The following is a 24833-nucleotide window of genomic DNA, read 5'->3' as shown; positions in this document are numbered from 1 at the left end:
TATTTTGATGACACCCTTATCCCATCCAGGTGCTCCACCATGCCAGACGCTACAGACCAAGCCTTTTATGACCGTGCCGACGCGCACATCGAGCTGTCGAACGAGCAACTCAAAACCCTCGAGAACCTGGGCCAGGTCAGCGCCTCGATGATGTTCGGCACCACACGTTTCAACGCCTGGGCGAGTGCGCGCAACTTCAAGTCCGGCGCCGAGATGGCCGAGGCGCGAGAAGCGATGCTCAAGTACTTCTGTGAGCAGTACCGGATGATGCTCGAAGACAATCTGGATGATCACATCAACAACTTCAGCCAGTACATGACGGCCCCGAAGCCGTAGTGATCCCCAGCGCCCAGCTGGATCTTTGTCCAAGCCCTGATTAGCGTTTGCTCAATGCCAGGCGGGCCGCGAACAGCACAAAGAGCAGGCCGGTGCTGCGGTCCATCCAGGTGATCACCTTGCCCCGGCGCAGCACTGCGGCCAGTGGCTGGGTGGCGCCGATCAGGGTCAAGGACCATGCCAGGCCGAGCACCACATGGATGCTCACCAGGCCGAATGTCCAGGCGATCAACGAATGGCCCTGGGGAATGAACTGCGGCAGGAACGACACATAGAAAATCCCGATCTTGGGGTTGAGCACATTGCCCAGCATGCCTTTCAAGAACCAGCGGGTGCCGGGTGTGGCATGGGCGTCGCCGACCGTCAGGGAAGTACGTGGGCGCAGCAGCATATTCAGCCCCAGCCAGGCCAGGTAAGCGGCGCCGCAGTACTTCAACAGGTTGAACGCCAGCTCCGATACTGCGATCAACGCCCCCAAGCCAAAGGCCACCGCCGCACCCCATAAGAAACAGCCCGCATTGATCCCCAGCGCCGCGCGCAATGCTTGCTGCTTGCCCTCCACCGTGGCGGTACGCAACACCAGCGCGGTGTCGAGCCCGGGAGTGAGGGTCAGTAGGGTGGCGGCGAGGGTAAAGGCGAGCAGATTATCGGCGATGGACATGGGGCGGGTGCCTGCACAATGTTGTGTCTGGGTAGATGCTGTCACGCAGTCAGGTGCCCGGCAGGGCGCTTTCGCCCGTCTACGAGCACAGAGCCTCGATAACGCCGAGCCGTAGTCACTTAGCCAGCTTGCAAATGGATGCCCATAGTTGTCATGCCTCGTTTAGCCCCGGCGTCAGCCCAGTGAGCAAAATTTTGAAAGTCATGTATAGACACATGTTTTATTGGTGGCACCTTGCTATTATGGCACCCGTTTAACAAGGAGGGGGGCGCAGGGTTATTTTATGTTTATACATTGATTGCATGTCGGGAAAAACTATCTATTAGAAAGTCAATGCTGATTTTCATATGGAAATCATTAAGCGGTTGTTAGGGATTTGTATCATGTCTAGAAAACTGTATCGGGAGTGCTATATTCCTGGCGTGCTAGTTGTTTTGTTAATGTTGGTGGTGTCTTTTTTTATCCGGGCTGGTGATTTTGAAAAAGTTCCGCCCGCACCGAATATGGAGGCCAGCTATCATGTGATTTTGACCATGAGTGCACTTAAAGAGTCTCCAATTGTGAATCATTGGTTTTTACCGACAGTTTCATTGGGTAGCACTCTGGATAAAAACATTCCTTGGGGGGCAACAATACCAACCAGTACAGGAGACTATGTTTACACGAGCTTTGCCTCGAGCGGATTTTTGGCTCCATATTTTACATTTAGTGCGTTGAATATTGAGTTCTCTCTGGAAAATTTGGCAAGATTTAATTTTGTGATTGGTGCTCTGAGTGCATTGATTATCTATACTTTGCTCAGTCAGTTGTTATTCTTTTGCGGGTTCAGCAAGTGGTCTGCTGTCTCGGGTGGGGTGGTCGGGGCGGCGGTGGCGATCTTTAGCCGTGAAGCGCTCCTCTCGCATGGCGTGCTTTATTGGGTTCATAGTTTTTATCAGGTAATATTAGTACTTTCGTTATTCGTTTTTTTTAAGTACCTATCTTCGGAGAACGAACGAGCATCACGTGTTTATGGGTGGATTTTAGTTGGCTTGGCATTTTGGGGAGCCTCCACAGAATGGACAGGTTATGTCTTCAATGCTGGGATATTTTTCATCCTGCTGTTTGACAGATTGAAAGTACCTTTTTCGAAGGCGCTTGCAGTCAAAATTTTCATAGCGACTTTTTTTGCTGGCATATTGACGATTGTGCATTATGGGGTAGTGACGGGATTCGAATCGTCAATCAATTCATTCATAGCGCGCTTTTTTGCAAGAAACACCTCAACAGGTAGCCTCTATAGCCTGTTTGAAGGTTACGTGCTTTCGTATGGCCTGTTTTTACTTGTCGTTGCTGTGTTTTTCCCTGTTGTTGCGTTTTTTTCGGCTAAAAAAGATGTGCGCCTCGCAGTGTTCTGGAGCCTGCTGGTGGCGGCCAGCATACCGCTGATAGAAAATTTGGTAATGCTTCAGCATGCACAGGAATTTTCTTTCGATCGTTTAAAAATGTTACTGCCCATAGCGATGATTCTGTCCTTTTATTTTGCTTGGCTAGATACTAAATGGCGCAGCGTTTTACTCGTTCTTATCCTGGCTTCAGCAATGTACGGATTTTATTCATATAAGGTTTACAACGAGCGTTATTCAGCCTGGTCTGCAATGGATGCTGCAAACCAAGATCTTAAAGTGCTTGTACTCAAAGAGGTCGATATTGATTGTGCTGTCTTATCGTCGAACACGCGTGTCCGAGCTTATGCAAATCTGTTGTTTCATCGAGGTATTTATGAGTCTCGTTCTGATCTCGTTGTTAAGGATGATGCAGTAGATTCATGCGCGAGTGTGCATTTGACAGCAAGCGTGCCATTTGTAGATTTCCCTGAGTATCTAAGTGCTTTAGTCTGGAAGGAGGGGGGATATGCCGTAAGGTTTGATAAGGAAGGAGGAGTGTGGAAACGCACCGAAGTGCGGCTTGCTTCGGATAGTATTTTGGCAGCCGATCTTTCAGATGCGAACTGGACAAAAGGAATATCCACAGCCTTTTCAGGTCTTGTCATTGCAAACACAGTAAGTAATAGGGTTTCTATCGCTGTCGGAAATTATTTGATTTTTGGTGGCTCGAAAGGTCGCCTGATAACAAATATCACCTATACGGGGCCGTATATGAATGTTTTTGTTGAGGGCGGAATTATAAATTCAGATATAGCAGGCTATCCAAATAAGATTCATGTTGTTAAGAAATTGTAATCGCCTCGTTGGAGGAGGCATATTTCCATATGCTTGCGCCGGGATGTTGGAGTGTACTCTACGAGGGAAGTACTGGTTGGATGGTGTTTATTCAGGGAGCGAAGGGCGACTGGTCCTACGTTCAGACTTCGTTACTCAAGGCGAACATTCAATGGCCGGGGCAATCCATCTAGAAAGTCTGCCACCTGCCGGCATGGGGACGTCCCGAAAAAAAGCCGGCAATTATGCCGGCTCTGGAAGAGGAGTCAAACGCCCGGTGATTTACTGGGCAAACGCGTATTCCCCACCCTTCTCCAGCGCCTTGCGATAGGCCGGCCGGTCCTGGAACCGCTGGACCCACGCGGCCAGGTTCGGGTACGCCGGCAACTTGCCCTGGGCCTTGGCGATTTCGCCGATAAAGCTCATCTGGATATCCGCGCCGCTCAGTTCCTCGCCCAGCAGGTATGGCGACTGCGCCAGGGCGTCGTTCAGGTAGCCCAGGTAGTTGGCCAGTTCCGACTCGATCCGCGGGTGCAAAGGCGCGCCGGCTTCACCCAGGCGGCCGACGTACAGGTTGAGCATCAGCGGCAGCATGGCCGAGCCTTCGGCAAAGTGCAGCCATTGCACGTAGCTGTCGTAGGCGGCCGTGGCGGAGTCTGGTTGCAGGCGGCCCTGGCCATGGCGGCGGATCAGGTAGTCGACAATGGCGCCAGACTCGATCACCACGCGGGTGCCGTCTTCAAGCACCGGCGATTTGCCCAATGCGTTGATCGCCTTGAGCTCTGGTGGGGCGAGGTTGGTCTTTGGGTCGCGCTGGTAGAGCTTGAGCGCGTAGGGCAGGCCGAGTTCTTCGAGCAGCCAGAGAATGCGCTGCGAGCGTGAGTTGTTGAGGTGGTGAACAATCATCATGGGAAGCTCCGCCGGGCGAGAGTGGGGTGTCTGTAAGCAGACTGCTGCGCCGGCGTAGAGTGCCCTGAATCAGCTGGGCGTGTCAGAGGAAATCGGCGCGTCCTGAGCGGGCTCGGTCTCCAGTTTCAGACGATCGGCCTTGCTGATGTACTTCTCTTTGCTTTTGGGGGCCAGTTTGGCATTGGCCTTTTTGGCGTTGGCTTTCAATATCTGATTGAGTTTCTTACGACGGTTCATGCTTTCTACTCAGCGCGTTAATGCCTGGATGATATCAGCTCAACCCCCAGTAGGCGCCGGCTTTGCGGCGAAAAGCCTGGGCGCGACGCGGGGTACCTGGTGCCCCACGTTACCTGCACAGTCCTATCGCTGCTGAAAAGCAATCTTCACGCCCAGGCCCACAAACAGGCTGCCAATGATCTTGCCTTCCCAGCGGCGTAGTCTGGCAAGCCCCTTGATCGCTCTGCTCAGCGGTCGGATGGCGAGTGAAATAAGGCTGGTGCATACCGCGCTGAGCGCTGAAAACAACAACCCCAGCACTGCGAACTGCACCAGGGACGAGCCCGATTCGGGGTGAACAAATTGTGACAGGAACGCCAGGAAGAAAATCGCTGTTTTCGGGTTCAGCACTTCCGCCCCCACCGCCTGGAAAAATGCCTGGGGCGCCGTCACTGCGGGCAACTCGGCTCGCCCATAGGCACTCGATTTGGCCATAAATGCGCGCACGCCCAAGTAGATCAAATAACACGCCCCGGCCCACTTCACGGCGTTAAAGGCGGTGGCCGACGTCATCAGAATCGCCGACAAACCCAGTGCTGCGCACAGCGTATGGATCAGGTCGCCGCAGGCAACCCCCAACCCGGTCGCCACACCGACCTTGCGCCCACCTTGCACCGTACGGGTGATCACCAGCAATACAGCGGGACCGGGGATTAGGAAAAGACCAATGACCACGGCGACGTAGGTCAGGAGGGGGGCGAGTTCGAACATGGTGGGTTATCCCAGGGCGAGGTACTGATCACAGTAATCCTCAGGTGAAGCGGGAATGCAATGTTTCAACCCAACAGGCGGGGCCCCCAGTCTTCGGTCATGCCTTTTTCCAGGCGCCGCTCCAGCGTGCGCCGCCATGACGGGACCAACGGCAGCGCCAGGCATTCGCGCAACAGTTCGCTCTCCATTCGCTTGTCGAACAGCACAGCGGACAAGCGTGCCAATGACCAGTCGGCAAATGGCCGCTCGACCAGTTGCAGGCTGTCGCCGGCGCTCACCACACCTTCCTCCAGCACCCGGTAGTACCAGCCGGTGCGCCCCGACTGCTGCACGCGCAGGGCCAGTTCGGCCACGGCGAAGCGGTCGCTGAGTTTCCAGCACGGCATACGCCCCTGGGACACCTCAAGCAACGCTGTCCCGGCCCGGATGCGATCGCCCAGGCAGACGTCATGCTCGCTCCAGCCGGTGGTGCTGAAGTTCTCGCCAAAGGCTCCCGGCTGGGCGAGCAATGGATGGGCCCCCAATTCCTCGGCCCAGCGGGCGTAATGCTCGAGCGGGTAGTGGTGGATGGCTTTTTCTACTCCGCCATGGATGCGCAGGTCGCCCTGTTCGTCGCCACTGAGGCCCAGGGTGGCGACCTTCAGGGGGCCGGGTCGCGGCTGTTTGTCGATGGCGCTGCGGGAACCGGGCCGGGTGAAAGGCTGCGCACGCCCGGTGAGCAGGGTGTCGAGGCGAATCGTGGTCAGGCTCATGCAGGCACCTGCGGGGTTTGATGTTCACGACAGATCAGCGCGGCATCGCTCGGCGCCAGGGGTTCCTGGGTCAGGCCGCAGAACGGCAGATCGTCGACGTGCTGATGGAAGCGGCAGGTGCGGCACAGGCCAAAGCTGGGCACGTCCGCGCTGCGCTGCACTTCGCGCAGCAACTCGCCAAGCAGTGTCTGCAGTTGCCCGCCGCGCGCGCCCATGCGTGCCTCACCGGCGGCGAGGAAGTCCGGCGGCAACAATGCGTCCAGCAGGCCGCGCGCCGTGTCCGTCAACTGCAGATGCACGCTGCGCTTGTCGTGCACATCCTGGGTTTTGACGATCAGCCCCTTGGCCTCCAGCGCCTTGAGTGACTGCGACACTGTGCCTTTGGTCAGGCCCAAATAGTCAGTCACGCCCAACGGTGTATTGGAGTAGCGGTTGCAGCGCGAAAGGTACATCAGCGCGCTCAACTGGATGGGTTGCAAATCGGCCAGCAACGGGTGCTGGCGGAACCAGATGCGGCTGAGGCTGGCAAGCCGTTCAAGCAGATCGAAAAGGGTTGTGTCGGACATGAGTCACTCCTGTCGACATATAGTATCGATTAAATACTATATTGACAAATAGCGACGCGCGCGTAATTCTTGGTTAGGTATCGAATCGATACCAACTCAATGAAGGAGACGCAAAATGTCTAACGCACGCTTCTACCACGCTGGTTGCTCCGTCTGTATTTCCGCTGAGCAGACCTTGCTCAACCTGCTGGACCCGGCACTCAAGGTCGAGGTCGTCCACCTTGGCCAACAACCCCAGCGCATTGGCGAAGCCGAACTGGCCGGGGTCAAGTCAGTCCCTGCGTTTGTTCACGACGGCCAGGTGTTGCACCTGAATTTCGGTGCGTCCATCGATGACCTGAAATAAGGCGCTGGAAAACATCATGAACGCGTATCAGCCCCTGAACTGCGATGTGCACGACTACCTGGAGATCGCCTGCATGCACCGTTACCGCCTGCAGGTAGAACTGATCGACGGGCGCAGCTTCGTCGCCAGGGCGCTGACTACGCGAACTGCGGCGAGCAAGGAAGAGTTTTTGCTGCTGGCCCGCGACAGTGGCCAGTGTGAGGTGCGACTTGACCAATTGCTGGCCATTTCCCCGCTTGGGCTTAATGTCAGTTTTGGCCGAATTGAACGTGTGAGAACAGAATGAATAGATACCGACTCATGATTAGTAGCAACGACAGGCTGCTGGGGCATTTCGAATCCGCCACCCCGTGGGCGCACGACGCCGCGCAGGAAATCGCGCGGTGCCTGGCGGCTGCGGGGTACGGCCTTGAACTGCTGGTCGCCGATAGCGAGCGCCGGCTGCTTGAAAGCGGTCCGGATGGGGTGCGAGTGCTGCACAGCGAACCGATTTTCAAGAGCGCGACCTTGCCCTAGGCAAGCCGGCGCCTACCCGCGGAAAAATCGACCCGGACGACATCCCCCAAGCGCCTCTGCTGGCTTGTCTTCAAGCATCTCTTCACTGACAAGCCGACCCACGACCGCAGCCAGTGCGACCCCAGGGTGCATGGTGCAAACGTACACACCTGCCATCTGGGGCAGATAGCCAATGATCGGGATGCCATCGGCAGCAATTGGCCTGAGCCCGACACAGGCCAGCTCCGGCTCAAGGCACGCCAGCCCATTGAGCTCATGGTCGATCGCCTTGGCTGTGCGTAGTGCTATCGCGTCTGCCCGGTTTTCCTCGGCGTCGCCCAGGTAATCCTCGGCTGCCAGCAATGCGCCATCCGCGTTTTGCCGCACTTCCATGTGCGGGTTGGAAATGAGGGTGTGCACAAACTTGGGTTGTGGCTTGTAGCGGATGAAGATGGACGGCGATGCGGTTATCGGCAGGGATACGTGCAACATGTCTGTCAGCCTGGTGGTGCCTGTCCCGGCTGCCAGTACAACGATATCGGCGTGGATGATGCCCCGTGAGGTTTCGACGCCGGTCACCTGTTGGCCCTCGGTGACAAACCCCAGCACCGGCGTCTGAGTGAGCAGCTTCGCGCCATGCGCCTGGGCGCCGGCGACCAGCGCATGGGTTGCCGCCACTGCGTCGAGGGCACCTTCTTCGGCTACGTACGTTGCATAGTCAGGGGGCTGCTTGAGGTTGGGCTCAAGCTCAAGAATCTGCGCGCGTGATACCCGGTTTGTCGAGGCCGGTGGCGAGCCATCGTAAGACAAGGCGCCCGTCCATTGGATCTGCAAGCCGGGCAGTTGGGTTTGGAGGCGGTGGTATTCCTGGATGGCGGCGCCGCGTAATTGGGCAATGGGGTCGGGCCCCGGATGGGTGGCGTGGAGCCAGGCGAATGACGTGGCGGTGACGCCTGACGCAATCTCATGCGCCTCGACCAGGCTGACCTGCGCGCCCTTTTGCGCCAGGTGATAGGCCAAGGATGCGCCGACGATACCGGCGCCAATCACCACGACTCGTTTGCCCTGCGGGTTTTCCATTTAGACCTGCGCTCCATTGCCTTGGCGATGCCACGAAAGGTGAAAGATCCTACAGCATCGGCGCCTGATCGTTTATACAACCCTTTTCCTCCGTCCCGGTCTACCATGCCTGCCCGGCAGTGGTTCCACGCGCTATCGGCCCCAAGCCATCAAGGTATCGCATATGACCTCGTTTACCCGCAGCACCCCATCCCCAACCTTCTGCGAGGTGGCGCAATGAGCATCGACCAGATCAGCCTGCCCAAGGGCGTTGGCCCGCACGCTACCAAATTGCTGGACGCGATCACTGGCGCCAGCACCGCCGAAGACCTGAACCGCGCTGGCGGCAAGGCCGAAGGCTTTGTGTTGGGGCTGGAGGCCAGCAAGGCCATCAAGAGCCAGATCGCCGAGTCGCTGTATGTGGCTTATGACGACGCCGCGAGTAATCGCGCCGGCGAGTTGAAGGGCTAGCCAGTACGGTTGCGGTTCAGATTGTCGTACCGGGAAATACTGAACTTTTCAGGGCCCCCGGGGCGTCCAATCCTGGGACACTTTCCAGATTGCTGACTTGAGCCAAGGACCGCCAATGACCTTCTTTATCTTCCTGCTCGCCTGCGCCACCGCTGCCAGCACCGGCATCATGTTCAAGCCCGGTGCCTGGTATGAGTCCCTGGTCAAACCCCGCTTCACCCCGCCCAACTGGCTGTTCCCGGTGGCCTGGACGCTGATTTACCTGCTGCTCGCCTGGGCCGGTTACCGCCTGAGCCTGATCCCCGGCAGTCAAACGGTGCTGGCCTTGTGGGCGGCGCAGATTGCGTTGAATACCCTGTGGACGCCGGTGTTTTTCGGCGCACATCGGATTTTCGCCGCGATGGTGGTTATCACCCTGCTTTGGCTCACTGTGGCGGCCATGGTGGTGCTGGCGGTGCGCCTGGACCTGATAACCGGGTTGATCCTGTTCCCTTACCTGGCGTGGCTGTGTGTTGCCGCGGCGTTGAATTTTTCGATCCTGCGCAGTAACCGTTGATGGCCAGCGTGGATAATCGCCAGGGCAGGGGCGACTTTCACCCCGCCGCGCGGTGCAGTTTTTTCACCCGGTACATATCGCCATCGGCATGGCTGAGCAGGGTGTCGGCATCTTCCCCGTCATCCGGGTAACGCGCCACGCCGATACTGCACGACGGCATTTTCACCGGGCCAAACTCAGGGCCAAGGGGGGCGGCCATGATGGCGAGGATCTGCTGCACCTTCTCGGCCACGGCGTTTTCGCAATGAAGGTCGGTCAACAGCACGGTGAACTCATCGCCACCCATTCGCGCCACCGTGTCGGTCTCGCGCGCACAGGCTTCCAGGCGCCTGGCGATGGTGCACAGCACGCGGTCGCCGGCGACATGCCCATGCACATCGTTGATGCCTTTGAAGTCATTGATATCCAGGAACAGCAGCGCCAGCGTGCTCTTCTGCCGGCGTGCGTTGCGCAGGGCCGAATCGAGGCGATCATTGAACAGCGAGCGGTTGGTCAGGGTGGTCAGCGGGTCGTGATGGGCGAGGAAGCGCAGTTCTTCCTCGGCCTGGGTGAGGGCGGTGATGTCCCGCGCCACGCCGATCCGCGCGCCGACATCCTCGGACCAGAACGCCGCCCACAGGATATGGACGAGGCTGCCATCCTTGCGGATATAGCGGTTGCGGAAATCCACGTGGGGCTGGCCGTTCATCACCCGAATAATCGAGGCCCGGGTGGCTGCCAGGTCTTCGGGGTGCATGTAGTCGGTGATCAGGCTGCCGGTCAGCTCGTCGGCACGGTAGCCGAGCAGTGCCTCGCAGGCGTCGCTGACAAATGCAATCTGGTTGTCCCTGTCGACCACGAAAACCGTATCCAGCATCAGATGGATCAGTTTGGGATAGAGCGCTTGCAGGTCAACGGGCATGGGTCAGTGCAGTCCGGTTCAAATAACGGCCTGATCATATCCTGAACCCGCAAGCTGGCAATGAGGAATCTTGATGATCGGCCTACCGCCGATCTACCCATACCGTCTGCGCATTGCAGAATTCGCGCACGCCGAAATGTGACAATTCGCGGCCAAATCCACTCTTTTTCACCCCGCCAAACGCCACCCGAGGATCGGACACGCTGTAGGCGTTGATAAAGATGCCGCCGGTTTCCAACTGGTTGGCGATCTCGCGCGCCTTGGCCGGGTCGCGGGTAAAGACGCTGGCGGTGAGGCCGAAGTCGCTGTCGTTGGCCAGGGCCACGGCGTGGTCGGCGTCGCGGGCGGTGATGATCGAGGCGACGGGGCCGAACAGTTCCTGCTTGAACGAGGTCATCTGGTCGGTGACATCGGCCAGGACGGTGGGGGCGTAATAGTTGCCTGGCCCCTCGATGGGGTGGCCGCCCAGCAGCAGGCTGGCTCCTTCGGCCAGGGTCGCCTGGACTTGTGCGTGCAGTTCGTCGCGCAGGTCGAAGCGGGCCATGGGGCCGATATAGGTGTCGTTCGATGTCGGGTCGCCCGTCACCAGTTGCCGGCTGGCTTCAAGGAATTTGGCGGTGAAGGCCTCGACTACGCCTTGCTCGATGATCAGGCGCTTGGCGGCGGCGCAGACCTGGCCGGAATTCTGGAAGCGGCCGGTCACGGCGGCTTGCACGGCGGCATCGAGATCGGCGTCGTTGAGCACGATGAAGGGGTCGGAGCCGCCCAGTTCCAGCACACATTTTTTCAACGCAGCGCCGGCCTGGGAGCCGATGGCGATACCCGCGCGTACGCTGCCGGTCAGGGTCACGGCGGCGATGCGCGGGTCGGCGATGGCCTGGGACACACCGTGCGCGGTGACGTTGATCACTTCAAACAAGCCTTCGGCGAAGCCGGCTGTGTGGAAGGCCCGTTGCATCAGGTAGGCGCTGCCCATCACGTTGGGCGCGTGCTTGAGCACGTAGGTGTTGCCGCTGAGCATGGCCGGCACGGCACCGCGCAGTACCTGCCAGACCGGGAAGTTCCACGGCATTACGGCGAGGATCGGGCCCAGCGGGCGATATTCAATCCGGGCGCTGCCGTTGTCGACCAGGGTCGGCTCCGGCGCGAGCATGGCCGGCCCGTGGGCGGCGTACCACTCGGCCAGCAAGGCGCATTTCTCGATTTCACCACGGGCCTGGGCGATGGGCTTGCCCATTTCCAGGGTGATCATTTGCGCCATTTCTTCAGCTTGTTCGCGCAGGGCGCCGGCCAGGGCCAGGAGCAATTCGGCGCGCTGTGCCACGGGTGTATGGCGACCTTTGCGAAAGGCGGTGCTGGCGCGGGTGAGGGCGGCGTCCAGTTGTGCGGCGGATTCGTACGGGTAGCTGCCGACGGTTTCGCCATTGGCGGGGTTGATCGACAAGGCATGGGTCTGGTGAGAAATAGCGGTCATGGCACCGTCCTGCGCAGTGTTGGAGAAGATGCCCAGCGTACGGGGCTGTATCTTTTCCGGGAACTGAATAATATTAAGCAATACGTTCACGATTGGAGAATGACTTGGATCTGGTGCAACTGGAGATTTTCAAGGCCGTGGCCGAGCAAGGCAGCATCAGCGCTGCCGCACAATTGATTCATCGGGTGCCGTCGAACCTGACCACGCGTATCAAGCAACTGGAGCAGGACCTGGGTGTGGAGTTGTTTATCCGTGAGAAAAGTCGCCTGCGCCTGTCGCCTGCCGGCTGGAATTTCCTCGGCTATGCGCGGCGCATCCTCGACCTGGTGCAAGAGGCTCGCGCCACCGTGGCGGGTGAGGAACCCCAGGGGCCATTTGCCCTGGGGTCGCTGGAAAGTACCGCCGCCGTGCGCATCCCGGCGTTGCTTGCGGCCTACAACCAGAAACACGCCAAGGTCGAGCTGGACCTGACCACCGGGCCCTCGGGGACGATGATCGAAGGCGTGCTATCGGGCCGACTGGCGGCGGCATTTGTCGACGGCCCGGTGTTGCACCCCACCTTGGAAGGCGTGGCGGTGTTTGAAGAGGAAATGGTGGTGATTGCGCCGTTGCATCACGGGCCGATCACCCGTGGGCAGGATGTGAACGGGGCGAGCATCTATACCTTTCGCTCCAACTGCTCGTACCGGCATCACTTTGAGCGTTGGTTTTCCCAGGATGGCGCGGTGCCGGGGAAGATTTTCGAGATGGAGTCGTACCACGGCATGCTCGCCTGCGTCAGCGCCGGCGCCGGTTTGGCGCTGATGCCACGCAGTATGCTGGAGAGCATGCCGGGGTTTACCACGGTCAGCGTGTGGCCGTTGGCGGACGAGTTCCGCCTGCTCAACACCTGGCTGATCTGGCGCCGGGGCACGGTGTCGCAGAGTCTGGACAGCTTTGTGCAACTGCTGGAGGAACGCATTCCTCTGCAGGAGGCGGCAAGCTAGCCACCAAATTGCAGGGTGCCCATCGCCAGTTTCGCCATCAGCGCCGTGGCGCCCAGCTGTACCAGCCACAGGGCCAGGCCGCCGAGGAAGACGCCCAGGGCGACTTGCAGGACCAGGCTTTTTGGCCGCTTGGCTGGGGGCGTGCGCGGGGTGAAGTGGTCCAGTTCGTCGCGGTCGGCACGCAGGTCCAGGTCGTCGTTTCTCATAGGCGGCTCATATCAATGGTGAAGGAACACGGCCTCTGTAGGAGCCGGCTCCTACAGAGTCTCGCACAAAAAAGGGGAAGCCATTGGCTTCCCCCTTCGTACCCCGCACTCAGGCTTACAGCACCTGCACAATCGCCTTGGTCACGGCAGCGATGTTCGCCTGGTTCAACGCCGCCACGCAGATGCGGCCGGTGTCGAGGGCGTAGATGCCGAACTCGTTACGCAGGCGGGTGACTTGCTCTACGGTCAGGCCGGAGTAGGAGAACATCCCGCGCTGGCGACCGACGAAGCTGAAGTCGTGGCCCGGCGCTGCCTTGGCCAGCTCGCTGACCATCTGCTCGCGCATGCCGCGGATGCGCAGGCGCATTTCGGCCAGTTCCGCTTCCCACTGGGCGCGCAGCTCTGGGTTGTTGAGCACCGCCGCCACAATCGCCGCGCCGTGGGTCGGCGGGTTGGAGTAGTTGGTGCGGATCACGCGCTTGACCTGGGACAGGATGCGCGCGCTTTCTTCTTTCGACTCGCTGACGATCGACAGTGCGCCCACGCGCTCGCCGTACAGCGAGAACGATTTGGAGAACGAGCTGGACACAAAGAAGGTCAGGCCCGACTCGGCGAACAGGCGCACGGCGGCGGCATCTTCGTCGATACCGTCGCCAAAGCCCTGGTAGGCCATGTCGAGGAACGGCACCAGGTTCTTGGCCTTGACCACTTCCAGCACGTCTTTCCAGTCGGCCGGGCTCAGGTCGACGCCGGTCGGGTTGTGGCAGCAGGCGTGCAGTACGACGATGGACTGGGCGGGCAGGGCGTTGAGGTCTTCCAGCAGGCCGGCGCGGTTCACGTCGTGGGTGGCGGCATCGTAGTAACGATAGGTCTGCACCGGGAAGCCGGCTTTTTCAAACAGCGCCTGGTGGTTTTCCCAGCTCGGGTCGCTGATGGCAACCACGGCATTGGGCAGCAGCTGCTTGAGGAAATCGGCACCGATTTTCAGCGCGCCGGTGCCGCCAACGGCCTGGGCGGTGATCACGCGGCCAGCGCTCAGCAATGGCGACTCGGCGCCAAACAGCAGCTTCTGTACGGCCAGGTCGTAGGCGGCAATGCCATCGATCGGCAGGTAGCCACGAGCGGCGTGTTGCGCCACGCGAATGGCTTCCGCTTCGGCAACGGCACGCAGGAGTGGAATCTTCCCCTCCTCGTTGCAGTAAACGCCTACGCCAAGGTTGACCTTGGTAGTACGGGTATCGGCGTTGAATGCTTCGTTGAGGCCCAGGATAGGATCGCGTGGTGCCATTTCGACAGCGGAGAACAGGCTCATTTTTGCGGCAGCTCTATGGGGGAATGGAGGGACGTGTCGCGCTCCAGCCGAATGCACTAGAGCGGTGCACAAACGGGGAGCTAGTATAGAGGCCAACACCGCTCGCGGCGACAGCCGAAACGGCTTTTCGGCCAAGTTTTTCGGTTTATTTATCGACCGTTAGTCTTATTGCAACATTGATGGCCACAGGCATGTAGGGCGAGTGCCTTGAAACCCGTCACATTCGCCTCCACTTCTACAGCTATCATGGTTTTTTCCTACGGTCTGCTCTGAAACTTCGCGGGCTGTGGTCTTTTTCGTCCCCGACGGGTTTACAGTCTGGGGTGACTTCAAGAGGTACGTTATGTCGGATTTCCAACTAGTCACCCGCTTTGAACCTGCTGGCGACCAGCCCGAGGCCATCCGCCTGATGGTCGAAGGCATCGAGGCCGGCCTGGCTCACCAGACGTTGCTCGGGGTGACCGGTTCGGGCAAGACCTTCAGCATCGCCAACGTGATCGCGCAGATCAACCGCCCGACCCTGGTGCTGGCGCCAAACAAGACCCTGGCCGCGCAGTTGTATGGGGAGTTCAAGGCGTTCTTCCCGAACAACGCGGTGGAGTACTTCGTTTCCTACTACGACTACTACCAGCCGGAAGCCTATGTGCCGTCCTCCGATACCTTTATCGAGAAGGATGCGTCGATCAACGACCATATCGAGCAGATGCGGCTGTCGGCGACCAAGGCGCTGCTGGAGCGCAAGGACGCGATCATCGTCACCACCGTTTCTTGCATCTACGGCCTGGGCAGCCCGGAAACTTATCTGAAGATGGTGCTGCACGTCGATCGCGGCGACAAACTCGACCAGCGCGCCTTGCTGCGACGCCTGGCGGATTTGCAGTACACCCGCAACGACATGGACTTTGCCCGCGCGACCTTCCGCGTGCGTGGGGATGTGATCGACATTTACCCGGCAGAGTCGGACCTGGAAGCGATCCGGATCGAGCTGTTCGACGATGAAGTCGAGAGCCTGTCGGCCTTCGACCCGTTGACCGGCGAAGTGATCCGCAAACTGCCGCGCTTTACCTTCTATCCAAAAAGCCACTATGTGACGCCCCGTGAAACCCTTTTGGATGCCATGGAAGGGATCAAGGCCGAGCTGGCCGAGCGCCTCGAATACCTGCGCGCCAATAACAAGCTGGTGGAAGCCCAGCGCCTGGAGCAGCGCACGCGTTTTGACCTGGAGATGATTCTCGAGCTGGGCTACTGCAACGGCATCGAAAACTACTCGCGCTACCTGTCGGGCCGTGAGTCCGGTGCGCCGCCGCCGACCCTCTACGACTACCTGCCGGCGGATGCTTTGCTGGTGATCGACGAATCCCACGTCAGCGTGCCGCAAGTCGGCGCCATGTATAAAGGCGACCGCTCGCGCAAGGAAACCCTGGTGGAATACGGCTTCCGCCTGCCTTCGGCGCTGGATAACCGGCCGATGCGCTTTGACGAATGGGAAAGCATCAGCCCGCAGACCATCTTTGTGTCCGCCACGCCGGGCAACTACGAGGCCGAGCATGCTGGCCGGGTGATCGAGCAACTGGTGCGCCCCACCGGCCTGGTCGACCCGCAAATCGAGATCCGCCCGGCCCTGACCCAGGTCGATGACCTGCTGTCGGAAATCACCAAGCGCGTGGCCCTGGAAGAGCGGGTGCTGGTCACCACGCTGACTAAGCGCATGTCTGAAGACCTTACCGATTACCTGGCCGACCACGGCGTGCGTGTACGTTACCTGCACTCGGACATCGACACCGTGGAGCGCGTGGAAATCATCCGCGACCTGCGCCTGGGCACCTTCGATGTGCTGGTGGGCATCAACCTGCTGCGTGAAGGCCTGGACATGCCCGAGGTGTCGCTGGTGGCAATCCTGGATGCGGACAAGGAGGGTTTCCTGCGCTCCGAGCGTTCGTTGATCCAGACCATCGGCCGTGCGGCGCGTAACCTCAACGGCCGCGCGATCCTGTACGCCGACCGCATCACCGGCTCCATGGAACGCGCCATCGGCGAGACCGAGCGCCGCCGCGACAAGCAGATTGCGTTCAACCTGGCCAATGGCATCACCCCCAAGGGCGTGTTCAAGGACGTCGCCGACATTATGGAAGGCGCCACCGTACCGGGTTCGCGCAGCAAGAAGCGCAAAGGCATGGCCAAGGCTGCCGAGGAAAGCGCCAAGTACGAAAACGAACTGCGCTCGCCGAGTGAAATCACCAAGCGTATCCGCCAGTTGGAAGAGAAGATGTACCAGTTGGCGCGGGACCTGGAGTTTGAAGCGGCAGCGCAGATGCGCGATGAGATTGGCAAGTTGCGCGAGCGGTTGCTGGCGGTCTGAATTTGCGTTGACTGCTTGGGCTTCATCGCAGGCAAGCCAGCTGCCACATTTGATCGAGTTCCACCTTTGGAATGCAGTCGAATGTGGGAGCGAGCTTGCTCGCGATAGGGGCAACTCGGTCTAGTGGGCTTCCCCAGCCTTGAGTCCCGCCGGCAACGCCTTGGTCAGAAAGATCGCCAGCATGCTCACCGCCAACGCCAACCCCACAAAGTGAAATGCATCGTTGTAGGCCATGATCTGGGCCTGTTGATGCGCAATCTCACTGAGCTTGCCCAGCGCTGCCGTCTCATTGCCAAACTTCTGGGTCAGCATCGCCATGCGCTCGGCCACCTGCGGGTTGGTCGGCACAATGGCTTCGCGTAGGTAGTCAAAGTAGGTCTTGGTCCGCGCATCCAGTAACGTCGCCAGCAGCGCAATACCGATGGCACCGCCCAGGTTTCGCAGGATATTGAACAGGCTCGACGCCGAGCCTGCGTCTTGGGGCAGGATGTACGCGGTGGCGATCAACGAAATGGTGACCATGATCAGCGGCTGGCCGAGGGCACGGATGATCTGGATCTGGTTGAACTGGCTGCCGGCAAAGTCCGGGTTGAGCACGCCCGAGGAAAAACTCGCAAAGCCAAACAGGCCAAATCCCACCGCGCAAAGCCACTTCGGCGACACGTATTTCATCAGTTTCGGCACCAGCGGGATCAGGAACAACTGCGGCACCCCCATCCACATGATCACTTCGCCGATTTGCAGGGCGTTGTAGTTCTGGATCTGCGCCAGGTACAGCGGCAGCAGGTAGATCGAGCCATACAGCCCCACGCCCATGCCCAGGCTGGAAATGCTTGAAAGTCCGAAGTTGCGGTTGGCGAGGATGCCCAGGTTGATCAGCGGGTTGGGCTTGGACAACTGCACGATGACGAAGGTGATCAGGCTCAACAGGGCAATGCTGCCCAGGCTGACGATCAGGCTCGATTCCAGCCAGTCCTTGCGATGCCCCTCTTCAAGAAATACCTGCAAACAGCCCAGGCCCACGGCCAGGGTCAGGATGCCCATGTAGTCGGTGCTTTTGAGCAATTCCCAGTGCGCGGCCTTTTTCTCCAGGCCATACAGCAGGCCGGCGATCATCAGCAGCCCTGGCGGTACGTTGATATAGAAGATGTATTCCCAGCCCCAGTTTTCCGTGAGCCAGCCGCCAATGGTCGGGCCGATGGAGGGGGCAAAGGTGGCCGTCATGGCGAACATCGCCATGCCCTTGGCGCGATGGTGTTCGGGCAGTTTGATCAGGGTCAGGGTGAAGGCCAGCGGGATCAGCGCACCGCCGGTAAAGCCTTGCAGGGCGCGGAACACGATCATGCTTTCCAGGCTCCAGGCCATGGAACACATCAGCGAAGCGATGAGGAACCCCACCGACACCCACACCGCCAGGCGCCGTGCCGACAGCAACTGCACTAGCCAGGCGGTGAGGGGGATCATGATGATTTCGGCTACAAGGTAGGAGGTGGAAATCCACGAGCCTTCTTCCAGGGTGGCCGATAGCGCGCCCTGGATGTCCTTGAGCGAGGAGTTGGTGATCTGGATGTCGAGCACCGCCATGAAGGCGCCGAGCATGACGCTCATTACCGCGATCCAGTCGCGCCGGGTCGGCTCGCCGACCGGGCGCAGCAGTTGATCACCGGCCATGGTCAGGGTCTTGGATCTTCACTTTGACGGTCACCGACATGCCAGGGCGGATCTTGCCGTGCAGTGGGTTGTCGGCGGCAAAGGTGAGTTTTACCGGGATTCGTTGTACGACTTTGGTGAAGTTGCCGGTGGCATTGTCTGGCGGCAGCAGGCTGAACTGCGCGCCGGAGGCGGCGAACAGGCTGTCGACCCGCGCCTCGATGGGGGTATCGCCGTAGGCATCGAAGGTCAACTCGGCCGTCTGCCCAGGGGCCATATGGCCGATCTGGGTTTCCTTGAAGTTGGCCTGGATCCAGATGTCCTGGTCGGGAACGATGGACAGCAGGTACGCGCCGGCCTGCACATACTGGCCGTTGCGCGCGGCGCGCTGGCCAACCAGGCCGCTGATGGGCGCGTGGATTTCGCTGCGGGTCAGGTTCAGTTCGGCCTGGGCGATGTCGGCGCGAGCATTGGCGATCTGCGCGTCGAGGCGCTTGATCTCGGCGTTCAGGGCGCTGACTTGCTGGCGCTGGCCTTGGGAGTCAGCCTGGGCCTTGGCGACCTGGGAGCGGGCGATGTGGTTGTCAGCAGACAGGGTGGTGACGCGCTCTTCCGAGACATAGCCGGGCTTGCGCAGGGTTTGCGCGCGGGACAAGTCGATCTGCGCGCGGCCCAGGGTCGCCTGGCTGGACGCCACCTGGGCATCGGCGGCCGCGATCAGGCTGGCTTGTTGGGTCAGCTTGCTCGTGGCCTGCAAACGCTCGGCTTCGCGGGTGGCGAGGGCGGCGTTGGCGCGGTCGATGGCCAGCAAGAAGTCGTCCTGCTCCAGGATGACCAGCAACTGGCCTTTTTCTACGTGCTGGTTATCGCCCACTTTCACCTCGGCGATGCGCGCGCCCAACTGGCTGGAGACCCGGGTGATCTCGCCCTGCACGTAGGCGTTATCGGTACTTTCATAAAAACGTCCCTTGAAGAACCAATGGGCAAAGAAGCCCGCGGCGACCAGGGCGACGATAAACAGGAAGATAAACAGGCGGCGTTTGAGTTGGGCAGGCATGGCGGCGCAGTGTCAGTTACAAAAGGTAATGGAATATAGCCAGCTAACGATTTGGCAAATAGCCATGTCGAGGTTCCAGCCCCAACCTTGGCTTATATGCCCTTTGTTGATCGGCCTACGCTGGAGCCAGGGGGCTTGGGGCTGTTACCATTCGCCCCTTGTTTTATTTTCAGCTTTATTGCCCATTCGAGACCCGCCATGACCACCGTCCGCACGCGCATCGCGCCATCGCCTACTGGGGATCCCCACGTCGGTACTGCCTACATCGCCTTGTTCAACTACTGCTTTGCCAAGCAGCACGGCGGTGAATTCATCCTGCGGATCGAAGACACGGACCAGGTGCGTTCGACCCGTGAGTCGGAACAGCAGATTTTCGATGCCCTGCGCTGGTTGGGCATCACCTGGGCTGAAGGCCCGGATGTCGGCGGCCCGCACGGCCCGTATCGCCAGAGCGAGCGCAGCGACATCTATAAGCAATACACCCAGCAACTGGTCGATATGGGCCACGCCTTCCCGTGTTTCTGCACTGCCGAAGAACTGGACCAGATGCGCGCCGAGCAACAGGCCCGCGGCGAAACCCCGCGCTACGACGGCCGCGCGCTGCTGCTGTCCAAGGAAGAAGTGGCCGCGCGCCTGGCCGCCGGTGAGCCGCACGTGATCCGTATGAAAGTGCCGAGCGAAGGCGTGTGCGTGGTGCCGGACATGTTGCGTGGCGACGTGGAGATCCCGTGGGACCGCATGGACATGCAAGTGCTGATGAAGACCGACGGCCTGCCGACGTACTTCCTGGCCAACGTGGTCGACGACCACTTGATGGGCATCACCCACGTGTTGCGTGGTGAAGAATGGTTGCCGTCGGCACCCAAGCTGATCCTGCTTTACGAATATTTCGGCTGGGAACAGCCGCAACTGTGCTACATGCCGCTGCTGCGTAACCCGGACAAGAGCAAGCTGTCCAAGCGCAAGAACCCGACTTCGGTGACCTTCTACGAGCGTATGGGCTTCATGCCTGAAGCGATGCTCAACTACCTGGGCCGCATGGGCTGGTCGATGCCGGACGAGCGCGAGAAGTTCTCGCTGCAGGAGATGGTCGATAACTTCGACCTGTCCCGCGTCTCGCTGGGTGGGCCGATTTTCGATATCGAGAAGCTGTCGTGGCTCAATGGCCAATGGCTGCGTGACCTGCCGGTGGAAGAGTTCGCCAGCCGTGTGCAGCAGTGGGCGTTGAACCCCGAGTACATGATGAAGATCGCACCGCTGGTGCAGGGCAGGGTGGAGACTTTCAGCCAGGTCGCCCCGCTGGCCAGCTTCTTCTTTGCCGGTGGCGTGAACCCGGATGCCAAGCTGTTCGAGTCGAAAAAACTCTCGGCTGACCAGGTTCGCCAGTTGATGCAGTTGATCCTGTGGAAGCTCGAAAGCCTGCGCCAGTGGGAAAAAGAGGCCATCACCGCGACCATCCAGGCTGTGGTCGAATCCCTGGAACTGAAGCTGCGCGATGCCATGCCGCTGATGTTTGCCGCGATTACCGGGCAAGCCAGCTCGGTGTCGGTACTCGATGCGATGGAAATCCTCGGTCCGGACCTGACCCGTTTCCGTCTGCGCCAAGCCCTTGATTTGCTTGGCGGTGTATCAAAGAAAGAAAACAAGGAATGGGAAAAGCTGCTGGCTGCTATCGCCTAGTTAAGCGTTGGTGAGGGCAAAACCCCGGCTTTGCGGGGTTTTGACGGTAAGTGATTGTTATCCCGGCAAAAAACTTTGGAAATTGTTGAAAATAAATTTGACAGCCTTTCAAAGCGCCATTAAGATTCGCCCCGTCCTCACCGATGAGGGGCTATAGCTCAGCTGGGAGAGCGCTTGCATGGCATGCAAGAGGTCAACGGTTCGATCCCGTTTAGCTCCACCAATTTACAGGTTCAAGGTCTGGCCACACCGTCCTTGAATCGATCAGGCCCAGCTTGATCATGTTGTACAGAAGGTTTTGTCCCCTTCGTCTAGTGGCCTAGGACACCGCCCTTTCACGGCGGTAACAGGGGTTCGAGTCCCCTAGGGGACGCCAGTTTCAACAAGCAGCTCGCAAGGTCTGCTGCGCCGCCAGGCGAAAAATCGGGGCTATAGCTCAGCTGGGAGAGCGCTTGCATGGCATGCAAGAGGTCAACGGTTCGATCCCGTTTAGCTCCACCAATTTACAGGTTCAAGGTTCCGGCCACACCGTCCTTGGATCGATCAGGTTCAGCCTGATCAGTTGTATAGAAGGTTTGTGTCCCCTTCGTCTAGTGGCCTAGGACACCGCCCTTTCACGGCGGTAACAGGGGTTCGAGTCCCCTAGGGGACGCCACGATTACCCGCTCTGCGGGATTTTTAAGGGTCATTCAATTATTGAATGGCCCTTTTGTTTGTCTGGCGTTTGGGTTTTCTCCCTCCCTCTTTCAAAGAACTTCTTCTGACCAACGGTCGAATTCAGCGCTTGCTAAAAATTATTATGAAGATAATATTTTAACCGTAATATTCGGAGGCCGTCATGAGCGATAAGAAAGCGCAAACCCGTGAACGTATTTTGCAGGCCGCCAGCTCCGCGCTGATCCAGCGTGGCCCGGCCGAACCGAGTGTGGGTGAAGTCATGGGAGCGGCGGGGCTGACCGTTGGTGGCTTCTACGCCCACTTTGAAAGCAAGGACGCCTTGATGCTGGAGGCGTTCGAGCAGCTATTGGCCACGCGTCGGGCGTCTATCGACGATATGGACCCCAGCCTGACAGGCGAAGAGCGCCGAGCCCTGGTGGCGGCGTTCTACCTGTCGCGCAAGCACCGTGATTCCACCGCTCAGGCCTGTCCGATCCCGGCCACGGTCGGCGAGATGAGCCGCCTGCCAGATGAATTTCGCGATGTATTGAACCGGCACGTCGAACTGATGGCCGCACAACTGGCTGCCAGCCCGGAAGACACCGATAAGGCCCTGGCCGACATGGCCTTGATGATTGGTGGCCTGGCATTGGCCCGGGCGCTGGGGCCTGGCGAATTGTCGGACCGTGTATTGCGCGCCTCCAAGTCGGCAGTGCGCTGAACAAGGCTTGCGGGCCTGGGGAGTGAATGGATGAGCACCTTGAGCTGGATTCGTCGTGTCAACGGCACTGTGGGCAGGCTGGCGCCGCAGACCATCGCCAACCAGATGCGTCGCGCTTTCATGACGCCGCGGGATCTGCCGCCGCGTGATTGGGAATTGCCGCTGCTGGCGCAGGCCGAGCGCATCACCTTGCGCTTTGGCCTGTCGGCCCTGCGCTGGGGCCAGGGCCCGGCGGTGCTGATGATGCATGGCTGGGAAGGGCGCCCGACCCAGTTCGCCAGCCTGATCAACGCATTGGTGGGTGCCGGCTACTCGGTGATTGCCCTCGACGGTCCGGCCCATGGCCGCTCGCCGGGCCGCGAGGCCCACGTGGTGCTGTTTGCCCGGGCGATGCTGGAGGCTGCCGCTGAGTTGCCGCCGTTGCACGCGGTGGTCGGCCACTCCATGGGCGGCGCCAGTGCGATGCTGGCCATCCAGTTGGGCCTGCGCACCAATGCGTTGGTGAGCATTGCCGCGCCTTCCCGCTTGCTCGATGTATTGCGCGGCTTTGCCGGAGTGGTCGGCATGCCGGCGCGGGCACGGGCGGCGTTTATCCAGGAGGTCGAGTACTCCCTGGGCATCCCGCTCAAGCACCTGGATGTGGCGCACTATCAAATGAACATCCCGGGCCTGATCGTGCATGCCGAAGACGATACCTTCGTCCCGGTCAAGGCTTCGCAGATGATCCACGAGGCCTGGTTCGACAGCCGCCTGTTACGCCTGGAGCAAGGCGGGCACCAGAAAGTCCTGGCCGATCCCCGGGTGGTCGAAGGCGTACTGGCGCTACTGGCCGGCTGTCGTGAACCAGCGCGGCAAACCGCTTGAGCCGAACGATGGGTTACACTGCTCGCCGCCGACATTAATCGACCGGGAGCAGGGCATGGGCTGGGACTTGGCAAAGCCGTTTATCATCGATCTGCAGGTGGCCCCTGAGGATATCGACGGCCTGGGGCATGCCAATAATGCCGTCTACGTATCCTGGCTGGAGCGTTGCGCCTGGCGCCATTCCCAGCGCCTGGGCCTGGACCTCAGCGAGTACCGGCGCTTGGATCGGGCCATGGCGGTAGTGCGCCATGAAATCGATTACCTGGCGGCGGGCTACGAAGGTGATGAGTTGCAATTGGCGACCTGGATCGTCGATTGGGACCAGCGCCTGAAAATGACCCGGCGCTTCCAACTGATACGCCCCAGCGATGGCACCACCTTGCTGCGTGCACAAACCACCTTTGTCTGTATCGAACTCTCCAGCGGCAAGCCCAAGCGCATGCCGGCGGAGTTTATCGAGGGCTATGGCGTGGCGTTGCACATCTGACAAGGGGGTTAACGGTTACTGTGGGAAACCCAGTAAACTGCGCCACGTTTTTCGTTGAGTGTTTTCCATGCAAATTGCCTTGGCGCCCATGGAGGGGTTGGTCGACAACATCCTGCGGGACGTGCTGACCCAGGTGGGCGGTATCGATTGGTGCGTGACCGAATTTATCCGGGTCAACGACCGCCTGCTGACCCCGGCCTATTTCCACAAGCTTGCCCCTGAACTGCTGCACGGCGCCAAGACCGCTGCGGGCGTGCCGTTGCGCGTGCAGTTGCTTGGTTCCGACCCCGTGTGCCTGGCGGAAAACGCCGCGCTGGCCTGCGAGCTGGGTTCGCAGGTAATCGACCTGAACTTCGGCTGCCCGGCCAAGACCGTCAACAAATCCCGTGGCGGTGCGGTGCTGCTCAAGGAGCCGGAGCTGCTCAACCAGATCGTCGAGCACGTGCGTCGTGCGGTGCCGGCGCATATCCCGGTGACCGCCAAGATGCGCCTGGGCTTCGACAGCCCGGATGGCGCGCTGGTGTGCGCCACGGCCCTGGCCGAAGGTGGCGCGGCGCACATCGTGGTGCATGCGCGGACCAAAGCCGATGGCTACAAGCCCCCCGCCCATTGGGAATGGATCCCGCGCGTGCAGGACGTGGTCAAGGTGCCGGTATTTGCCAACGGTGATATCTGGAGCGTCGAGGACTGGCGGCGTTGCCGCGAGATCAGTGGGGTCGAAGACATCATGCTCGGCCGCGGCCTGGTAGCGCGTCCCGACCTGGCCCGGCAAATCGCCGCTGCGCGTGCAGGTGAGGAGGTGGTAGAGATGACTTGGGAGGAGATGCAGCCCATGCTCCGGGAGTTCTGGACGCAGTCTGTAGCGCAACTGACTGAGCGCCAGGCTCCTGGCCGCTTGAAGCAGTGGCTGGCGATGCTGACGCGCAATTACCCGCAAGCCGTGGAGCTGTTTACCGCGCTGCGCCGGGAAACCGATCTGCTGCAGGTCAGTCGTTTGCTCGGTATGCCTCACCCGCAAGCGGCCTGAAATTTTTCTTACAGCCTCTCTTGAAATGTAATGGGTGGTCCTTATCTAGGGATTACACGATGCCGAACTCGGGTCGTGGAGATAAAGAACCTTGCTGATATTTCAGGAGATTT

General features: G+C 59.8%; 27 protein-coding genes and 4 tRNA genes. 18 read left to right on the top strand and 13 right to left on the bottom strand.

What is annotated here, in order from left to right; translation table 11 throughout:
- Positions 1-39 precede the first annotated feature (39 nt).
- Complete coding sequence (locus tag AC19YY_RS14625; RefSeq protein WP_170043428.1) at positions 40-336, top strand: DUF3144 domain-containing protein; 297 nt, start codon at positions 40-42, stop codon at positions 334-336.
- A 40-nt stretch (positions 337-376) separates the two neighbouring features.
- Here the strand turns inward: AC19YY_RS14625 and AC19YY_RS14620 are convergent, their stop codons facing one another.
- Entirely contained in the window at positions 377-997 is a 621-nt protein-coding gene (locus AC19YY_RS14620; RefSeq protein ID WP_170057788.1) for a LysE family translocator, read from the bottom strand.
- A gap of 383 nt (positions 998-1380) precedes the next feature.
- Here AC19YY_RS14620 and AC19YY_RS14615 point away from each other — a divergent pair, with 383 nt between their 5' ends.
- The gene (locus AC19YY_RS14615; protein ID WP_500604411.1) at positions 1381-3219 is read left to right on the top strand and encodes a hypothetical protein; all 1839 of its coding nucleotides are present in this window, start codon (positions 1381-1383) and stop codon (positions 3217-3219) included.
- Positions 3220-3480: 261 nt separating this feature from the next.
- On the opposite strand, the gene AC19YY_RS14610 is transcribed toward AC19YY_RS14615, so the two are convergent.
- The 5 genes from AC19YY_RS14610 to AC19YY_RS14590 all read right to left on the bottom strand — a co-directional run bounded on the left by AC19YY_RS14610 (position 3481) and on the right by AC19YY_RS14590 (position 6412).
- Positions 3481-4107 (bottom strand): glutathione S-transferase family protein, encoded by a 627-nt coding sequence (locus tag AC19YY_RS14610; protein WP_170057790.1) that lies wholly within the window; start codon positions 4105-4107, stop codon positions 3481-3483.
- A gap of 69 nt (positions 4108-4176) precedes the next feature.
- Positions 4177-4344 carry a DUF2986 domain-containing protein gene (locus tag AC19YY_RS14605; RefSeq protein ID WP_169953403.1) on the bottom strand — a complete coding sequence of 56 codons (168 nt, stop codon included), beginning with the start codon at positions 4342-4344 and terminating at the stop codon, positions 4177-4179.
- A gap of 123 nt (positions 4345-4467) precedes the next feature.
- A complete protein-coding gene (locus AC19YY_RS14600; protein ID WP_500604410.1) occupies positions 4468-5094 on the bottom strand; it encodes a LysE family translocator in 627 nt (208 codons plus the stop codon).
- Between the two features lie 65 nt (positions 5095-5159).
- Positions 5160-5846, bottom strand: a complete 687-nt coding sequence (locus tag AC19YY_RS14595) for an MOSC domain-containing protein (protein ID WP_500604409.1) — start codon at positions 5844-5846, stop codon at positions 5160-5162.
- Entirely contained in the window at positions 5843-6412 is a 570-nt protein-coding gene (locus AC19YY_RS14590) for a MarR family winged helix-turn-helix transcriptional regulator (RefSeq protein ID WP_432755293.1), read from the bottom strand. The genes AC19YY_RS14595 and AC19YY_RS14590 overlap by 4 nt, the downstream gene beginning before the upstream one ends.
- A gap of 115 nt (positions 6413-6527) precedes the next feature.
- On the opposite strand from AC19YY_RS14590, the gene AC19YY_RS14585 reads away from it, so the two are divergent.
- The 3 genes from AC19YY_RS14585 to AC19YY_RS14575 are packed head-to-tail and all read left to right on the top strand — an operon-like array spanning position 6528 to position 7274.
- A complete protein-coding gene (locus AC19YY_RS14585) occupies positions 6528-6758 on the top strand; it encodes a thioredoxin family protein (protein ID WP_169953408.1) in 231 nt (76 codons plus the stop codon).
- A 16-nt stretch (positions 6759-6774) separates the two neighbouring features.
- Positions 6775-7044: a Rho-binding antiterminator gene (locus AC19YY_RS14580; RefSeq protein ID WP_169953410.1), complete on the top strand. Its 270-nt coding sequence runs from the start codon at positions 6775-6777 to the stop codon at positions 7042-7044.
- Between the two features lie 14 nt (positions 7045-7058).
- Complete coding sequence (locus tag AC19YY_RS14575) at positions 7059-7274, top strand: cytoplasmic protein (RefSeq protein ID WP_346266496.1); 216 nt, start codon at positions 7059-7061, stop codon at positions 7272-7274.
- Positions 7275-7286: 12 nt separating this feature from the next.
- Here the strand turns inward: AC19YY_RS14575 and AC19YY_RS14570 are convergent, their stop codons facing one another.
- Entirely contained in the window at positions 7287-8333 is a 1047-nt protein-coding gene (locus AC19YY_RS14570) for an NAD(P)/FAD-dependent oxidoreductase (RefSeq protein ID WP_500604408.1), read from the bottom strand.
- 216 nt (positions 8334-8549) lie between these two features.
- On the opposite strand from AC19YY_RS14570, the gene AC19YY_RS14565 reads away from it, so the two are divergent.
- Complete coding sequence (locus tag AC19YY_RS14565) at positions 8550-8783, top strand: hypothetical protein (RefSeq protein ID WP_170043435.1); 234 nt, start codon at positions 8550-8552, stop codon at positions 8781-8783.
- Positions 8784-8898: 115 nt separating this feature from the next.
- On the top strand, positions 8899-9339 hold the full coding sequence (gene tspO / locus AC19YY_RS14560; RefSeq protein WP_169953417.1) for a tryptophan-rich sensory protein TspO: 441 nt from the start codon (positions 8899-8901) through the stop codon (positions 9337-9339).
- A gap of 37 nt (positions 9340-9376) precedes the next feature.
- On the opposite strand, the gene AC19YY_RS14555 is transcribed toward tspO, so the two are convergent.
- Positions 9377-10240, bottom strand: a complete 864-nt coding sequence (locus AC19YY_RS14555) for a sensor domain-containing diguanylate cyclase (protein WP_172313068.1) — start codon at positions 10238-10240, stop codon at positions 9377-9379.
- 82 nt (positions 10241-10322) lie between these two features.
- Positions 10323-11714, bottom strand: coding sequence for an aldehyde dehydrogenase family protein (locus tag AC19YY_RS14550; RefSeq protein WP_500604407.1), 1392 nt, complete (start codon positions 11712-11714; stop codon positions 10323-10325).
- Positions 11715-11818: 104 nt separating this feature from the next.
- Here AC19YY_RS14550 and ptrR point away from each other — a divergent pair, with 104 nt between their 5' ends.
- Complete coding sequence (ptrR, locus tag AC19YY_RS14545) at positions 11819-12700, top strand: putrescine utilization regulator PtrR (RefSeq protein ID WP_492634344.1); 882 nt, start codon at positions 11819-11821, stop codon at positions 12698-12700.
- Here the strand turns inward: ptrR and AC19YY_RS14540 are convergent.
- Complete coding sequence (locus tag AC19YY_RS14540; RefSeq protein ID WP_169953425.1) at positions 12697-12906, bottom strand: hypothetical protein; 210 nt, start codon at positions 12904-12906, stop codon at positions 12697-12699. The genes ptrR and AC19YY_RS14540 overlap by 4 nt on opposite strands.
- A 115-nt stretch (positions 12907-13021) precedes the next feature.
- Positions 13022-14218 (bottom strand): amino acid aminotransferase, encoded by a 1197-nt coding sequence (locus AC19YY_RS14535; protein ID WP_169953427.1) that lies wholly within the window; start codon positions 14216-14218, stop codon positions 13022-13024.
- Positions 14219-14561: 343 nt separating this feature from the next.
- Here AC19YY_RS14535 and uvrB point away from each other — a divergent pair, with 343 nt between their 5' ends.
- Positions 14562-16577, top strand: coding sequence for an excinuclease ABC subunit UvrB (gene uvrB, locus AC19YY_RS14530; RefSeq protein ID WP_169953429.1), 2016 nt, complete (start codon positions 14562-14564; stop codon positions 16575-16577).
- Between the two features lie 120 nt (positions 16578-16697).
- Here the strand turns inward: uvrB and AC19YY_RS14525 are convergent, their stop codons facing one another.
- Complete coding sequence (locus tag AC19YY_RS14525; protein ID WP_432755296.1) at positions 16698-18248, bottom strand: MDR family MFS transporter; 1551 nt, start codon at positions 18246-18248, stop codon at positions 16698-16700.
- On the bottom strand, positions 18238-19284 hold the full coding sequence (locus tag AC19YY_RS14520) for an HlyD family secretion protein (RefSeq protein WP_169953433.1): 1047 nt from the start codon (positions 19282-19284) through the stop codon (positions 18238-18240). Before AC19YY_RS14520 ends, AC19YY_RS14525 begins: the two co-directional genes overlap by 11 nt.
- Before the next feature lie 198 nt (positions 19285-19482).
- On the opposite strand from AC19YY_RS14520, the gene gltX reads away from it, so the two are divergent.
- The 9 genes from gltX (at position 19483) to AC19YY_RS14475 (ending at position 24720) form a co-directional block, all read left to right on the top strand.
- Positions 19483-20964, top strand: coding sequence for a glutamate--tRNA ligase (gene gltX / locus AC19YY_RS14515; RefSeq protein WP_169953435.1), 1482 nt, complete (start codon positions 19483-19485; stop codon positions 20962-20964).
- A 147-nt stretch (positions 20965-21111) separates the two neighbouring features.
- Positions 21112-21187: transfer RNA gene (locus AC19YY_RS14510), tRNA-Ala, on the top strand.
- Positions 21188-21264: 77 nt separating this feature from the next.
- A tRNA-Glu gene (locus AC19YY_RS14505) sits at positions 21265-21340 on the top strand.
- A gap of 49 nt (positions 21341-21389) precedes the next feature.
- Positions 21390-21465 (top strand) — tRNA-Ala (locus AC19YY_RS14500).
- Positions 21466-21543: 78 nt separating this feature from the next.
- A tRNA-Glu gene (locus AC19YY_RS14495) sits at positions 21544-21619 on the top strand.
- Positions 21620-21802: 183 nt separating this feature from the next.
- Entirely contained in the window at positions 21803-22342 is a 540-nt protein-coding gene (locus AC19YY_RS14490; protein ID WP_169953437.1) for a TetR/AcrR family transcriptional regulator, read from the top strand.
- A 30-nt stretch (positions 22343-22372) separates the two neighbouring features.
- Positions 22373-23206, top strand: a complete 834-nt coding sequence (locus AC19YY_RS14485; protein ID WP_169953439.1) for an alpha/beta hydrolase — start codon at positions 22373-22375, stop codon at positions 23204-23206.
- A 55-nt stretch (positions 23207-23261) separates the two neighbouring features.
- Positions 23262-23693: an acyl-CoA thioesterase gene (locus AC19YY_RS14480; RefSeq protein WP_169953440.1), complete on the top strand. Its 432-nt coding sequence runs from the start codon at positions 23262-23264 to the stop codon at positions 23691-23693.
- A 67-nt stretch (positions 23694-23760) separates the two neighbouring features.
- Positions 23761-24720 carry a tRNA dihydrouridine synthase gene (locus AC19YY_RS14475; protein ID WP_169953442.1) on the top strand — a complete coding sequence of 320 codons (960 nt, stop codon included), beginning with the start codon at positions 23761-23763 and terminating at the stop codon, positions 24718-24720.
- The last annotated feature ends 113 nt before the right edge of the window (positions 24721-24833 follow it).

The sequence above is a fragment of the Pseudomonas sp. MF09156 genome (assembly GCF_059862305.1).
The sequence above is the reverse complement of the archived record's forward strand: the minus strand, read 5'-3'. Positions and strand labels throughout refer to the sequence as shown.

Bases quoted from the DNA above. Each gene is read 5' to 3' on its own strand.
- AC19YY_RS14490 (WP_169953437.1), top strand. From the start codon at position 21,803: ATGAGCGATAAGAAAGCGCAAACCCGTGAACGTATTTTGCAGGCCGCC.
- AC19YY_RS14575 (WP_346266496.1), top strand. From the start codon at position 7,059: ATGATTAGTAGCAACGACAGGCTGCTGGGGCATTTCGAATCCGCCACC.
- AC19YY_RS14525 (WP_432755296.1), bottom strand. From the start codon at position 18,248: ATGGCCGGTGATCAACTGCTGCGCCCGGTCGGCGAGCCGACCCGGCGC.
- AC19YY_RS14540 (WP_169953425.1), bottom strand. From the start codon at position 12,906: ATGAGAAACGACGACCTGGACCTGCGTGCCGACCGCGACGAACTGGAC.
- AC19YY_RS14570 (WP_500604408.1), bottom strand. From the start codon at position 8,333: ATGGAAAACCCGCAGGGCAAACGAGTCGTGGTGATTGGCGCCGGTATC.
- gltX (WP_169953435.1), top strand. From the start codon at position 19,483: ATGACCACCGTCCGCACGCGCATCGCGCCATCGCCTACTGGGGATCCC.
- AC19YY_RS14610 (WP_170057790.1), bottom strand. From the start codon at position 4,107: ATGATGATTGTTCACCACCTCAACAACTCACGCTCGCAGCGCATTCTC.
- AC19YY_RS14580 (WP_169953410.1), top strand. From the start codon at position 6,775: ATGAACGCGTATCAGCCCCTGAACTGCGATGTGCACGACTACCTGGAG.
- AC19YY_RS14590 (WP_432755293.1), bottom strand. From the start codon at position 6,412: ATGTCCGACACAACCCTTTTCGATCTGCTTGAACGGCTTGCCAGCCTC.
- uvrB (WP_169953429.1), top strand. From the start codon at position 14,562: ATGTCGGATTTCCAACTAGTCACCCGCTTTGAACCTGCTGGCGACCAG.
- AC19YY_RS14620 (WP_170057788.1), bottom strand. From the start codon at position 997: ATGTCCATCGCCGATAATCTGCTCGCCTTTACCCTCGCCGCCACCCTA.
- AC19YY_RS14605 (WP_169953403.1), bottom strand. From the start codon at position 4,344: ATGAACCGTCGTAAGAAACTCAATCAGATATTGAAAGCCAACGCCAAA.
- AC19YY_RS14555 (WP_172313068.1), bottom strand. From the start codon at position 10,240: ATGCCCGTTGACCTGCAAGCGCTCTATCCCAAACTGATCCATCTGATG.
- AC19YY_RS14480 (WP_169953440.1), top strand. From the start codon at position 23,262: ATGGGCTGGGACTTGGCAAAGCCGTTTATCATCGATCTGCAGGTGGCC.
- AC19YY_RS14615 (WP_500604411.1), top strand. From the start codon at position 1,381: ATGTCTAGAAAACTGTATCGGGAGTGCTATATTCCTGGCGTGCTAGTT.
- AC19YY_RS14550 (WP_500604407.1), bottom strand. From the start codon at position 11,714: ATGACCGCTATTTCTCACCAGACCCATGCCTTGTCGATCAACCCCGCC.
- AC19YY_RS14520 (WP_169953433.1), bottom strand. From the start codon at position 19,284: ATGCCTGCCCAACTCAAACGCCGCCTGTTTATCTTCCTGTTTATCGTC.
- tspO (WP_169953417.1), top strand. From the start codon at position 8,899: ATGACCTTCTTTATCTTCCTGCTCGCCTGCGCCACCGCTGCCAGCACC.
- AC19YY_RS14485 (WP_169953439.1), top strand. From the start codon at position 22,373: ATGAGCACCTTGAGCTGGATTCGTCGTGTCAACGGCACTGTGGGCAGG.
- AC19YY_RS14565 (WP_170043435.1), top strand. From the start codon at position 8,550: ATGAGCATCGACCAGATCAGCCTGCCCAAGGGCGTTGGCCCGCACGCT.
- AC19YY_RS14585 (WP_169953408.1), top strand. From the start codon at position 6,528: ATGTCTAACGCACGCTTCTACCACGCTGGTTGCTCCGTCTGTATTTCC.
- AC19YY_RS14595 (WP_500604409.1), bottom strand. From the start codon at position 5,846: ATGAGCCTGACCACGATTCGCCTCGACACCCTGCTCACCGGGCGTGCG.
- AC19YY_RS14475 (WP_169953442.1), top strand. From the start codon at position 23,761: ATGCAAATTGCCTTGGCGCCCATGGAGGGGTTGGTCGACAACATCCTG.
- AC19YY_RS14600 (WP_500604410.1), bottom strand. From the start codon at position 5,094: ATGTTCGAACTCGCCCCCCTCCTGACCTACGTCGCCGTGGTCATTGGT.
- AC19YY_RS14535 (WP_169953427.1), bottom strand. From the start codon at position 14,218: ATGAGCCTGTTCTCCGCTGTCGAAATGGCACCACGCGATCCTATCCTG.
- AC19YY_RS14625 (WP_170043428.1), top strand. From the start codon at position 40: ATGCCAGACGCTACAGACCAAGCCTTTTATGACCGTGCCGACGCGCAC.